This is a genomic window from Kordia zhangzhouensis (assembly GCF_001005305.1).
GTDB classification, from domain to species: domain Bacteria; phylum Bacteroidota; class Bacteroidia; order Flavobacteriales; family Flavobacteriaceae; genus Kordia; species Kordia zhangzhouensis.
Window position 1 is genome coordinate 174,703 of the sequence record NZ_LBMH01000006.1, and the last position, 13,927, is coordinate 188,629.

Consider the following 13,927-nt stretch of genomic DNA (forward strand, 5'->3'; position numbering starts at 1 on the left):
AATTTCATATAGTAAGTTGTTATATAGATAAGTAACGATTATGACACGAGAAGAATTAATACAAAAGTGGCTTGACCATTCATTAACCCCTGAAGAACTACAAGCATTTCAGCAATTGGACGATTATTCCGAATTGATGAAACTGCAACAGGCATTACAAGGATTCAAAGCACCACGAGTAGATGTTGAAACTGCGTACCGCACTATTCAAACTACAAAAAAAGATACATCCAAACCTACTTCATGGTTTAAACCTCTATTAAAAATTGCCGCCATTTTAGTAATTGGTTTTGGTATATATATGTTTGCAACGCTCCCAAATCTTACCATTATTGAGACAGTAGCTGCCAATAAAAAAATTGTGGAACTACCTGATGCTTCTACAGCAACACTCAATGCTGTATCTTCAGTTTCCTTTAACAAAAAAGCCTGGGATAAAAAACGAGAAATCAACCTAGAGGGAGAAGCTTATTTTAAAGTTGCCAAAGGAGCTACTTTTAGTGTCATCACTGATGAAGGAACTGTTTCAGTTCTTGGAACTCAATTCAATGTTAAACAACGCAATGACCTCCTAGAAGTATTTTGCTATGAAGGTTCTGTTAAAGTTGCGTATCTACAAAAAGAAATTGTACTAACTCCAGGGCAACGATTCTTATTACTTGATGGGAAAGAATTTCATAACGAAAAAGAAAATGCCAAAGATCCTTCATGGATTCATAATGAAAGTTCATTTAAAAGTTTACCTTTACAAGAAGTCATTCAAGAATTTGAACGACAATACGATGTTAAAGTTGATGCCAGCAAAATCGATACTTCTCAAGTATTTACAGGAAGTTTTACGCATACAGATATAAATTTAGCGTTAAAAGCGATTACGTTACCATCACAACTAAAGTATCAAAAGAAACAAAATTCCATCATTCTAACACGTGATTAATAAACGCGTATTTATTCTTTTTACTTTTTTGAGTTTATTTCTTAGTCTTCAAGCAATTACCGCACAAGAAGATCAAGAGAAAAAAGTCTTACTGACCAAACTAATCCCAAAAATACAACGACAATTTGATGTCGTTTTTTCGTATGTAGACCACACGTTAGATGGTATTTTTGTCACTCCAAATACAAAATCAACAGCACTACAAACCATATTAGACGGTTTTGAATCTGAAACGAATTTGCGATTCACTCTTATCAATAAGCGCTATATAGCAATTACTGTTTTTAAGGATGAAATACAAGAACTCGATGAAGTGTACTTAACTGAATATATTGCTTCGGGAATTTCAGCAAATAGAAATGGGCAAATTTCTATAAAACCTAAAAACTTTGGGATTTTACCTGGAGTTACCGAACCTGACGTTTTATTGACTATACAGGCTTTACCTGGCATTTCGAGCATTAATGAAACCATTTCAAATATTAACATTCGCGGCGGCACGAATGACCAAAACATTTTATTGTGGGACGATATTAAAATGTATCAATCTGGACATTTTTTCGGATTGATTTCTGCTTTTAATCCGTACTTTTTAAAGAAAGTAACTGTTACAAAAAATGGAACAAGTGCCCAATATGGTGATGGCGTTTCTGGAATGGTTCAAATGGAGCTCGATCAAACACTTAACGATTCGTTGATTGCTGGTGCAGGTATGAACTTAATTCATGTGGATGGTTTTGCGAAAGTACAGCTTTCCAAAAAAATAGAATTACAAGCCTCTGCTCGACGTTCTATCACCGATTTGGTAGAAACTCCTACGTATGCCATTTATTTTGATCGAATTTTTCAAGATACTGATATTACTAACAGTAATCAAGAGTTGAATAATGCAACGTCTACCAATAGAGATTTCTATTTCTACGATATGAGCGCAAAATTAATCTACTCAATATCTAAAACAGCCAATCTTCAAGTGCGTTTTCTCAACATCTTCAATGATTTAAGCTATACAGAAGAAGCGACAATAAACAATCAACAACTCGTGGTAAATAGTGGTATTACCCAGCGAAACTTTGCTGCAGGGTTGAGTTATACGAAAGAATGGACACCTACATTTTTAACTGAATTTCATGCCTATACATCTCAATATAATTTAGAAGCAACTAATTATAATATAGCCGATAATCAACGTTTGTTTCAAGAAAACGACGTTCAAGATAATTCATTAAAAATACATACCAAGAATAGAATTAATGAGAACTTTACAATTGAAAACGGCTATCAATTTACAGAGATTGGAATTACCAATATACAAGATGTAAGCAATCCACAGTTTCGAAGTAATCGTAAAGACGTAATGCGTAGTCATGCAATATACTCCGAACTTAGTTATTATTCTGATAGTTATCGAACCATGCTTACCTTTGGCATACGTGGCAATCGGTATGAAAAGATTAACCGCTTCCGTTTTGAACCGAGAATCCATTTTAGACAGCAGTTTTCAGATTATTTGAGTTTATTGGTTTTGGGAGAATATAAAAGTCAAGCGTTTTCACAAGTTATCGATCTTCAAAATGATTTTCTAGGCATTGAAAAACGTCGATGGACATTGGCAAATGGCACTTCTGTTCCACTCATTGAAAGCAAACAAGCTTCTATCGGTATGCAATACACTAAAAATAATTTATTACTCAGTGCCGAAGCCTATTTAAAGGAAGTTGAAGGAATCACCACACGAAGTCAAGGTTTTCAAAATCAGTATCAATTTGTGAATGCAGTCGGAAAATATACTACGTTTGGCATGGATGTATTATTCAACAAAAAATGGCACGATTTGAATATTTGGATGAGCTATTCCCTGAGTAAAAATGAATACAAATTTGAATCCCTTAACAACGGAATGCGATTTCCAAACAATTTAGATATTACACACAACTTAACCTTAGGCGGCACGTATTCGTGGAAAAAATTTGAATTTTCTTTAGGGACATATTTCCGTTCAGGCAAACCTACTACAGGTGTAAACTCTCCTGCCATTGTAAATAATGAAATCAACTATAATACGCCAAATACAGAGAATTTGGAGGATTATTTTAGAACGGATTTTTCATCTACTTATCGTTTGACTCTTTCTAAAAAGAAAAAAATTTATAGTAAGATTGGGCTATCTGTTTGGAACATTTTTGACCAACAAAATGTATTGAACGAATACTACAATCTAGACAATGAAATCGTTTCTCAAGTGCAGAATCGTGCATTAGGCATAACACCTAATGTGAGTTTTAGGGTGGATTTTTAAAAAAATATATTAAAAAATAAAAGCACATGTTCCTTAAAAACACGTGCTTTTGTTTAGTTTTTTATTATAATTAAGATACTCAATCAAGTTCAGTAGGACTGTATTACATACGTTCCGGCACTTCAATTCCCAATAAACCAAAGGCTAGTTTTATGGTGTCTCCTACTTTTTTAGACAATTGTACTCGGAAGATTTTTTTGTCTTCGTCTTCTTCTCCTAAAATGTAAATATTTTGAAAAAATGAGTTGTACAACTTTACCAAATCATACGTATAGTTGGCAATAATTGCAGGACTTTGATTATTGGCTGCCAATTGTACCGTATCTGGATATCCTTGCAATTGTTTTAGAATTTCTTTTTCACGAATGTCCAATTCAATACCACCGATTTCTTTTGAGTAGTCAAAATCTGCTTTTCGCAAAATTGATTGAATACGTGCATAGGTATATTGAATAAATGGCCCTGTATTTCCTGCAAAATCAATAGATTCTTTAGGATCAAAAAGGATACGCTTTTTAGGATCTATTTTTAAGATAAAGTACTTCAATGCGCCCATTCCGATAATCTTGTACAATGCTTCTTTTTCTGTTTCCGAATAGCCATCCAACTTTCCTAACTCTTGTGAAATCTCTTTCGCTGTTGCAGCCATTTCTACCATTAAATCATCTGCATCCACTACAGTTCCTTCACGACTTTTCATTTTTCCGCTTGGCAAATCAACCATTCCATATGACAAGTGATATAGGTTTTTAGACCAATCAAAACCAAGTTTTTTCAAGATTAAAAACAATACCTTAAAGTGGTAATCTTGCTCGTTTCCAACGGTGTAAATCATTCCACCTACATCTGGATAGTCTTTTACACGCTGAATTGCCGTTCCAATATCTTGTGTCATGTATACTGCAGTTCCATCGGCACGTAACACGATTTTTTCATCCAAGCCTTCATCAGTCAAGTCACACCAAACCGAACCGTCTTCTTTTTTATAAAACACCCCTTTTTCTAAGCCTTCTTCAACAAAGTCTTTTCCTAACAAATAAGTGTCACTTTCATAGTATAATGCGTCAAAATCAACTCCCAGATTTACATATGTTTCAGCAAAACCATCATATACCCATTGATTCATCTGTTCCCATAAGGCAACCACCTCAGGATTTCCTGCTTCCCACTGGCGTAACATTTCTTGCGCTTCTTGATGAATCGGAGCTATTAATTCTAGCTCCTTCTTTAAAATTCCAAATATTTTTTTAGAATTTTTATTCGGGAATTCTATTTTCTTATTTTCTATGAAGTTTAAAACATTTATGTTTTGAGCGCTAAATTTTGCTTTTGCCTTATCATATGAATTAAAAGAAAGTGGGTTCTCTTCCAATAATTTTCTTGTAGAATAACTCTCATTCAATATTTTTGAATAATCATTAATCTCTCTTTTATAATATAAATATTTATATAAAGCTCTATTATATGCTTCAGCGATAAGATTTATTTTCAATTCTTTATCTATTGATCTTAAAACCGAAGAATTAATTTTTCTTTTATCTCTAATCTCCTGAAACTCCTTTATTGCAATATTAAAAATATGCTTAAGTTCTTTTTTCAATTTATTATTATAAACAACATAGTAGTTCCCTACCAATTTGTCGCCTTTCAATCCTGTAGATTGTGGCGTTTCACCATTACCAAAACGTTGCCACGCCAACATGGACTTACAAATGTGAATTCCTCGATCGTTGATGATTTGTGTTTTATATACTTTTTTTCCGGAAGCTTTGATAATTTCTGCAACACTGTATCCTAACAAGTTATTTCGGATATGCCCTAAGTGTAATGGTTTATTGGTATTCGGCGAGGAATATTCTACCATAACTGCTTTTTCACCTTCTTTTGGTGTTTTATGCCCAAAGTAATTGTTCTTGAACACCTCTGTAAAAAAATCTAAGTAATAGCTGTCGTCAATCACAAGATTCAAAAAGCCCTTTACCACATTATATCTTTCTACTGCATCAACATTAGCCATCAAGTATGCTCCAATTTCCTCTCCCATTTGTGCAGGATTCATCTTTTTAACGCGTAACATTGGAAATATCACAACCGTGATATCCCCTTCAAAATCTTTTCGTGTAGCTTGAAACTCTACCTCATCAAGTGAGGCATTGTATAAGGATTGAAATGCTTCTTTGACTTTTACTGCTAATACTTCTTGAATATTCATTACACTTAAAAATTTAAGGTGCAAAGATATTAATTATTAAGAATGTATTACGAAAACTTTATGGAGATAATAATGTTTTACAATGTAGCCAAATCTTGTAAGGTTTTGTTCTCTAAAACTGCCAACGTATTGTCTCGTACTTCCAACATGATATGGTGCAATCCGCATTTGGTCTCGTCTGGACAATCATCACATTTTTCATAAAAGTTCAAACTTACACATGGAAGCATTGCTATAGGACCTTCTAAAATCCTAATTAATGCAGCTACCTTAATTTCCTGAGGAGTTTTTATAAGATAGTATCCACCGCCTTTTCCTTTTTTAGAACCTAATAAACCGTTATTTTTAAGCTGTAATAAAATGGCCTCAAGAAATTTTTTAGAGATGTTTTCTTCCTCGGCAATCTCTGATATTAAAACAGGCGAAGTGTTGCCTTTTTGCGCGATGTAACTTAATGCTTTAATTCCGTATTTAGTCTTTTTAGAAAGCATGTAATATCAATTTCTAGTCATGGTACGTTTTCGAGGCATTCCAATCTAGCACGTAAAAATAAAGGGTTGTTTATTAAAAACAAAAGTAATTGTTAATTATCTGATTTTTAGTTATAAAATTTACTAATTTTTTAAAATCCTCATGTGTTTTTTACGAGTTCAATACAATTCTTTTTTATCCATTGAAAGATAAATGCTTACATATTTCTGTGAGTTTCTACTATTTCTGTGAGTATGACTGACGTATAATTTTTCTAAAACACTCATTCTGTTAGGTTTATTTTAGTACTTTAGCCACCAATCATATCATAAATTAAAACTTTCTCATGAAAAAAATCGTATTCCTATTACTGCTACTTCCAGTATTGGCCATTAGCCAAAAAATTAAGATTAAAAAAAATAAGATTCTCTTTGATACTAAAGAAGTAGCGCTAATTGAAGAAGGTAGCGAGCGAAATTCATATACTTTTAAGTATCTATCTGGCGAAAAAGCTTTTGATGCAACTTATAAAGCCTTCTCAATTTCTTCTATTCAAGATCATCAGTACTTAGAAATGACTTCCGCAGAAGGTACTAAAACTGAAATTCCATATGAAATTTTACAAACTTCTTTTAATACAAAGAAAATTATAATTCGCTTATTGAGTGAAAAATATGGTTTGATAACCTCCGATGGAATCAATAAAGAAGTGGTAGCTAGTTTTTTTGCTGAAAAGCGTGAATCAATTAGTGAAAAGTATATGAAAGTTGCTGCAGAAGCCAAATTAGAAGCTGACAAACGCAAACAAACTGTAGGACGTTACAAACCATATGTAAAACCTAACGGCACGATTACTTTTGGTGGAGCACAAGGCACTAAAATTGTTGGAAAAGTGTATTATTCTGCTTCAGAGAAAGCCTATGTGATTACTGATTTAGATGGCATTCGAGTAGCTACTGCCAAAGAAAGTAGTAAAATTGGTTCAACTGCGGCAGAAGTAAAGACCTATACTGACGAAACTTTTCAATTTGACGAGGGCTCAAAAACTATGTTTACGAATCGTTTTTCAAGAACATTTGGACAACTTTTTGTAGAAGAAATGGTGGGTCGTGGTTATGTATTTGGTCGTCAAGCCAAACAGTATAAAAGTGAATTACACAAAGAAAAGGTGAAAATAGCCAAAGAAAATAGTGTAAATCTTTATGGTGTTCCTGGAACCATAACAGATGCGAAAGGACAACAATATACAGGAACTGTGTATGTGATTTTTGAGAAGTTAGTCTTAGAACCTGGACAGGAAGTTTCTGGATTGCACGACATGAATTCTATTGACAACTACGGAAAGTATATTAGTATTCGCTATGAAAATGAAAAAGGAAAAACACGTATCAAGAAATTTTCAGCCAAAGATGACATTTCTTTTACAGCGGTTGACGAAGGAGTGACTAAAACTTTCCACGGAATGAAAACTAAAGGAAATGCTTTAAAAAAGATGGCGAATGCTTCTAATTTTGGTTTTAACAACTCTTATTTTTATGAAGAAATTTATAAAGAGAACGGAAATATGCTCTTAGCAAAACCTGGAGAAGAAGGCACTTATGTTATCAAAGTGGCAGATGAAAAGGTAGGTTTCATGATTGACGATAGAAATAATGAAAAACTTTCTAAAGCATTGGCAAAATATGTTAAGAATTGCAAACAACTTGCTGACGATTTAAAAGCTGGTGAATTTGATGTAAAGAACGAGGAAAACCTCAAACAGATTATTGAAGAATATAGCAATTGCGGAAAGTAATTATCTTTTGCCTTTTCTAGTTTTTGAAACTAGACAATATAAAACTAAAAGCCTGAGAAACAATTTCTCAGGCTTCTTTATGTCATAGCAAGCTTTGTAAGTTGTGTAGCATGTAATACCTGGTACAACGCAAACTTTATTATGCTTCTTATTTTTTAGGCAAAAAGACCTCTGCCATCATACAACGGGCACTTCCGCCACCACAAGTTTCAATAGTTTCTATATCGCTGTATAAAATGTTGCAATGATTTTCTATTGTTTTGATTTGACTGTCTGTAAGACTTCCATAAGCAGAAGCACTCATCACTAAATATGCTTGGTTATCATTCCCTTTTACTTGCAGCATATTTCCTGCAAATTTTTCTACTTGTGCTTCGGTAATTGTAATGATTTCTTTGCCATCTTCTTTGAGGTGTTTTTTAACCGCTTCTCGCTCTTTTTTGTCGTCTATACATTCTAAGCAGATTACCGCAAAAGTTTCTGCTAAGCACATCATCACATTGGTATGATAAATTTCTTTACGTTGCCCTTCAACGGTTTGATAGGCAGTAAAAACCACAGGTGTATATTCAAAATCTTCACAAAATTCTATAAATAAAGATTCATCTGCACGAGGTGATAAGGCACAGTAAGCTTTTCTGTGAACTCGATCAAGCGTCATGCTTCCAGTACCTTCCAAAAAAACATCTTCTTCTTCAGCCGATGTATAGTCAATTACATCTTTTATATAAAATCCGTGTTCTTCTAATATTTCAAAAACATCTTCTCTTCGCTCTAAACGACGATTTTCAGCAAACATTGGATACAAAGCTACGTTTCCTGTTTGATGAAAAGAAACCCAATTGTTAGGAAATATTGAGTCTGGCGTATCTGGTTCTTCAGTATCTTGAATAACAATCACATTGACACCAATTCCACGTAGCTTTTCTACATAAGCATCAAACTCTTCTTGTGCTTTTGATTGGATTGTATTGGGTTTAAGACTGTCTATTTCTTGTTGGTAATAATTATTTACTGCTGTTTGCTCATTCATACGAAAAGCAACTGGGCGCACCATCAAGATGGTATTGGTAATTTGTCGCATGCTACCTAAACTTTTGTAATTACTTTTTAGGTAGTAAAGCTACGCAAAAAAGTAAAATAGTGTGTGCTTATTTTGAAAAGGATTTTTGCGCTTTTTTGTACTATAATTGATAGGTAAATCCAGCATAGTATGCAACTCCTTGAAATACGTTTCTACCACTAATTACATATGAAGGCGCTATATATAGACCAGAGTTTGTAGAGATAGAAAAGTGATATGTACCTCCTACTTTATGATAGCCAACTCCCAATTCTCTGAAGTTTTGTGGTGCTGGTGTACCACGGTAATCAATTCCTCCAAAGGCATATTGAAAGTCATACCAAATATCAAAATAATTGTTGGCACTTGCTTTTCCAATTTTAAACGTTAATGGTAAGCTATTCGGGACTTCTTCCAGTTTATATGAGAATCCGCTTTGTAAATTTGCAAACCAACCTGATGGTTGCTGGTAATGTAACAACGCACGTGTTTCGATAATTTTTGCACGTTGCCCGAGATCGTTGAGTCCACCAACTTCATAGTTACTTATGTTGGTAGAAAAACCCGTAGCCAAAGACAATTCTAACTTGTAAGTTTCTTTTTGTTTTTGATAGATTTGATATTTGAGAAAAAGTTGTAAATCTTGTAATCCGCTTTGGTCATCACTAGACAAATACGGCAATGATGTTTGTATGTTGAACTTATCGGAGATTCCATAGATACCAAAGAGAGAAATACTGTATAGATTTCTTCCCAGATTACTCTTTTCACGACCAATATAATAGTTTTTAGTGTCTTCAAATCCAACTCCAGCTACCAATGTAGTCGCTCCTTTTTGGTTGTAAAAACCACTGATTGCTCCTTGTGCAGTTCCTTTATATACAATACACATCAATATAAAAGTATACACAAAGCGTAGTACTTGTCTAGACATAGTTTTTTTTGAACTTAGTCTAATTGAACACATAAAACTTACGCTTCTCGTATGAGTGGCATTGTACTACAACGCAATAAGCCTTCTTGTTTTGCAATTTCAGCGTAAGGTACTTTTTCTACCGTAAATCCATTTGCTTCCAACCACGTATTTAAACGAGTAAAGTTTTGTTCTGAGATGACCACTTTAGGAGAAATAGAAAAAATATTGCTGTTCATATTATACATTTCTTCTTTTGTGATTTCAAAAATGTTTTCTTCTCCAAAGAAGTTCACCAACCATTGATATTCTTCTTCTATAAGAAACCCATTTTTGTGTAGTATTGCTTTATTTTTTCCTATTGGTTGAAAGCAACAATCTAAGTGCAATGCATTTTCTTTAGGATCGGTATTGGATTTGCGAAGTTCGAATGATTTGACAGTTTTTTCTGGAAATAGTTCTTGCAATACAATTACGGCATCCATATTAGTACGTGCCGTTATGTAATCTGAATAATCTTCTCCAGAATAGGTTCCTACAAAGATATAATCGCCCCAAGGCATTACATCGCCACCTTCTACATGCACTTCTTCGGGAAGAGTTATGATGTGAGCTGGATCAATTTGATCTATTACATGCTGAATGGCTTCTATTTCGCGAGCACGATCGGGTAGTATGTTAGATTTGATGAATTTATCTTCAATCACAAAAGCAATATCTCTAGAAAATATTTGATTGTATTCTTCTATAACTTTTGGACGAAATACTTGAACGCCATATTTTTCAAAGACTTTCGCTACAGCTTCCATTTCAGGAATCATATCTTTTTCAAGAGGATAGGTTCCTGCCAAAACATGTTGTTTGGATTTGGGATCGTAACAGTCTTCAGCCTTAGGAGTTGGCCCGCAACTTTCAGCTGTTCCTAATACTACTGCTTTTAGTTTTGAAGTTTCATCGTTTACGTGTAGTGCTAACATACGTATTTGGTATATAGTAAAAAAGCTTCACAGGTATGAAACCTATGAAGCTTTTATGTATTGTTTTTAAAATTATCTATCAGCGATATTTTTGAATTCTCTATGGTTTTCTCCAATGTATACTTGACGCGGACGACCAATTGGCTCTTTGCGCAAACGCATTTCTCTCCATTGTGCTATCCATCCTGGCAATCGACCAAGCGCAAACATTACAGTAAACATTTCTGTTGGAATTCCCATAGCTCTGTAGATGATTCCTGAATAGAAATCAACGTTTGGATAAAGTTTTCTATCTACAAAATAAGAATCTTCCAAGGCTTCTTTTTCTAATCCCTTAGCAATATCTAGAATTGGATCTTCCACTCCTAAGTCTCCCAATACTTCATCAGCAGCTTTTTTGATAATTGTAGCTCTTGGATCAAAGTTTTTATACACTCTATGCCCAAATCCCATCAAACGGAACGGATCATCTTTGTCTTTAGCTTTAGCCATGTACTTTTTCGTGTCGCCACCATCTTCCTTGATTGCTTCTAACATTTCCAATACAGCTTGATTTGCTCCTCCATGCAATGGTCCCCACAATGCAGAGATTCCTGCAGCTAATGACGCAAATAAACCTGCGTGAGACGAACCTACAATACGAACTGTAGATGTAGAACAGTTTTGCTCGTGGTCGGCATGTAGAATTAATAACTTATCTAAAGCATTAACGATGATTGGATTTAATTTATACTCTTCATTAGGTTGCTTGAACATCATTTTTAAAACGTTTTCAACATAGCCTAAAGAAGAATCACCATAATCTAACGGAAGTCCTCGTTTTTTTCGCATTGTCCACGCAACTAACACTGGGAATTTTCCTAGTATTTTTACGATTGCTTTGTACATATCTTCTTCAGAATCAACATTTACAGAAGAAGGATTGAATGCTGTCAATGCGTTTGTTAATGATGCTAACACACCCATAGGATGTGCACTTTTAGGGAACGCATCTAATATTTTCTTTACATCGTCATCAACTACAGATTGTGCTTTTATGTCTTTATAAAACTTAGTTAGTTGCTCACTTGTTGGCAATTCACCAAAAATTAATAGATACGCAACTTCCAAAAAGTCTGCTTTTTCTGCTAGAGCTTCAATGGCATATCCTCTGTATCGAAGTATTCCTTTTTCACCATTTAAAAACGTAATAGCACTTTCACAAGAACCTGTGTTTTTGTACCCTGGATCAATAGTAATAATTCCACCTGTAGATCCTCTTAAACTTTTGATATCAATGGCAGTTTCATTTTCTGTTCCATGGATTAGAGGGAACTCATATTTCTCACCTTTGATTTCTAACGTAGCTATATTATCTGACATATTTATGTTTGAATTAATGTAATTTTAGAAAGTATGCGAATTTACTAAATATCGCGCTAATTATAAAGTTTATAACCAAATGATTTGGTTATTGTATTATTAATAAAATTGATTTAATCCATAAACAATAATTAACGATTTCTCATTTCTAATAAACGAATAGACTACACCCCTTTTTTGTAGCAGTACAAAGGTCTTTTTTCTTTATAGCTGAATGTTTTTATTTCCTTACATCGCTGTGTATTCAACTACAGTAGGTTGTGGTAAAAATAACTCTATTAAGAATACTAAACTATCTCTAGAAATGATTGTTATAGAGATCAGAATTGTAGCCAATAGAATAGCAACCGCCAAATTATTTTTCTTTAACTCTCCTACTTCGTCAACGTGTTTTGTTAATGATTTTGCTAGCATAAAAGAACTAAAGTGAATTACACCTGCCAATAAAAATCCAACGAATAGTGATAAAGAAGAGTATTTAAGAATTTCCATGAACAGGTTTTCTTTTGCATGAATTTTAAGCATCTCTATAGCACTAATAATGGAAGGAATAATTCCACTTAGTAAGTAGCCTGTACTAAAAATAATCCCCGAAAAGAAGATGCTCAAGGCTAAGTTGGAATCATTTAGGTTTTCTTCTTTAAGTTTAAATATTCGAATTAATATTTTATAAGAGATAAAGAAGATTACTATTGCCAAAATGATGGAAAGTATCATTTGACTTAACGCTAAATAGAATAGATCGGTTCTCATGTCTTTGTTTTTTTAGTTGACTAATACGAAGTTCCAATAGCTCAATGTAGATACATTGTTAGGCAGGTATCCTATCGGACATCCTGTTGCTGTTGTTTCTACAAAGTAGTATTTTTTTCGATTGTAAGTTTTATATTTTCCTCGTGCGTGCACATTAATCCCTAATACAGAGTGTTTGTATTGATCACTGTTCAGAATAGCCACCTCATAGTTGAATTTTGCCAACAAGACAAATAGCAATACTGTACGTGAATCACAGTCGCCTTTAAGATTGGCACTGAATTCTACCGGAGCAAAGATTCCTAAGCGCACATTTCCAACACATGGATAATCTTCAGTTCCGTCACATGGTGTCGATTTGATATAGTTGTACTGAATATTTTGAATACTCGTAATAATGAACTCAGCAAATTTTGTACGATTCATTTTTCTTTGTTTTTGAATCTTACTAAATTCAGTATATAGATGCTCTAATAATGGCTGATCATGATCTGCCATGTGTTTATAGAATTGTCCCCAAGTAAAATTTCTAGTATAACGATAGCTTTCTCTATTGGTTTTGGACTTTTGTACATTGTTTTCGGCTATTTTGAAATTCATCTGATAACGATCTCCATCAAAATCTCTCCAACGCATTTTATTGATAATGTATCGAATTGTTTCTTCTCCTTCTGTAGTTTCTACAATTTCTGTTTGTGAATCATCATCTGTTCTAGTAATATCATTGCTATGATAGTTGTCTTTTAAGATGATTAGGATAACTGTAAATAGAACAATTACAATAATTGTCCTAAAAAAACTAGATAGTATATTTTTGAATACTTGCTTGTTAGATACTGATTTGACGGCTACTTTTTTCCACAGATAGCGCAAAACAAAAAAACTACTTGCCACAAGTACTAATAAGGATGCTCCTTGAATTTTTACTTCAGCTACGAGACTAAAAATGACAGCTATTAAAAAAACGGTTGCTACAAGTGCTAGTAAACCTGAGAATATTCGCTGAAAAGAAACGAAGCAGCCGTTTGGTTTTGGTGATTCTGTCATGTGTTAAAGATAGTATCTTTTTTCAAACTTGAATATACGAAGAATTGCGGATTTTTTGTTTTTAGTATGCACATTTTACATTTTCTTTTTCTTCATAT

General features: G+C 33.7%; 11 protein-coding genes. 3 read left to right on the top strand and 8 right to left on the bottom strand.

The window, feature by feature from the left end; translation table 11 throughout:
- Nucleotides 1–40: 40 nt before the first annotated feature.
- Nucleotides 41–937: a FecR family protein gene (locus AA088_RS11090; protein ID WP_046745067.1), complete on the top strand. Its 897-nt coding sequence runs from the start codon at nucleotides 41–43 to the stop codon at nucleotides 935–937.
- The gene (locus tag AA088_RS11095) at nucleotides 930–3,236 is read left to right on the top strand and encodes a TonB-dependent receptor plug domain-containing protein (RefSeq protein ID WP_046745068.1); all 2,307 of its coding nucleotides are present in this window, start codon (nucleotides 930–932) and stop codon (nucleotides 3,234–3,236) included. The genes AA088_RS11090 and AA088_RS11095 overlap by 8 nt, the downstream gene beginning before the upstream one ends.
- A gap of 103 nt (nucleotides 3,237–3,339) precedes the next feature.
- Here AA088_RS11095 and argS read toward each other — a convergent pair whose 3' ends face one another.
- Nucleotides 3,340–5,448 (bottom strand): arginine--tRNA ligase, encoded by a 2,109-nt coding sequence (gene argS, locus AA088_RS11100; RefSeq protein WP_046745069.1) that lies wholly within the window; start codon nucleotides 5,446–5,448, stop codon nucleotides 3,340–3,342.
- 77 nt (nucleotides 5,449–5,525) lie between these two features.
- Nucleotides 5,526–5,939, bottom strand: a complete 414-nt coding sequence (locus tag AA088_RS11105) for an RrF2 family transcriptional regulator (protein ID WP_046745070.1) — start codon at nucleotides 5,937–5,939, stop codon at nucleotides 5,526–5,528.
- Nucleotides 5,940–6,265: 326 nt separating this feature from the next.
- Here AA088_RS11105 and AA088_RS11110 point away from each other — a divergent pair, with 326 nt between their 5' ends.
- Nucleotides 6,266–7,714 (top strand): hypothetical protein, encoded by a 1,449-nt coding sequence (locus AA088_RS11110; RefSeq protein WP_046745071.1) that lies wholly within the window; start codon nucleotides 6,266–6,268, stop codon nucleotides 7,712–7,714.
- A gap of 148 nt (nucleotides 7,715–7,862) precedes the next feature.
- Here the strand turns inward: AA088_RS11110 and ctlX are convergent, their stop codons facing one another.
- The 6 genes from ctlX to AA088_RS11140 all read right to left on the bottom strand — a co-directional run bounded on the left by ctlX (nucleotide 7,863) and on the right by AA088_RS11140 (nucleotide 13,829).
- Nucleotides 7,863–8,798, bottom strand: coding sequence for a citrulline utilization hydrolase CtlX (gene ctlX / locus AA088_RS11115; RefSeq protein ID WP_046745072.1), 936 nt, complete (start codon nucleotides 8,796–8,798; stop codon nucleotides 7,863–7,865).
- 100 nt (nucleotides 8,799–8,898) lie between these two features.
- Nucleotides 8,899–9,711 (bottom strand): transporter, encoded by an 813-nt coding sequence (locus AA088_RS11120; RefSeq protein ID WP_157547159.1) that lies wholly within the window; start codon nucleotides 9,709–9,711, stop codon nucleotides 8,899–8,901.
- Between the two features lie 38 nt (nucleotides 9,712–9,749).
- The gene (locus AA088_RS11125) at nucleotides 9,750–10,667 is read right to left on the bottom strand and encodes a dimethylarginine dimethylaminohydrolase family protein (protein ID WP_046745074.1); all 918 of its coding nucleotides are present in this window, start codon (nucleotides 10,665–10,667) and stop codon (nucleotides 9,750–9,752) included.
- A 72-nt stretch (nucleotides 10,668–10,739) separates the two neighbouring features.
- Nucleotides 10,740–12,029, bottom strand: a complete 1,290-nt coding sequence (locus tag AA088_RS11130) for a citrate synthase (RefSeq protein ID WP_046745075.1) — start codon at nucleotides 12,027–12,029, stop codon at nucleotides 10,740–10,742.
- 228 nt (nucleotides 12,030–12,257) lie between these two features.
- Nucleotides 12,258–12,782: a DUF350 domain-containing protein gene (locus AA088_RS11135; RefSeq protein ID WP_046745076.1), complete on the bottom strand. Its 525-nt coding sequence runs from the start codon at nucleotides 12,780–12,782 to the stop codon at nucleotides 12,258–12,260.
- Between the two features lie 12 nt (nucleotides 12,783–12,794).
- The gene (locus AA088_RS11140) at nucleotides 12,795–13,829 is read right to left on the bottom strand and encodes a hypothetical protein (RefSeq protein ID WP_046745077.1); all 1,035 of its coding nucleotides are present in this window, start codon (nucleotides 13,827–13,829) and stop codon (nucleotides 12,795–12,797) included.
- Nucleotides 13,830–13,927: the final 98 nt, after the last annotated feature.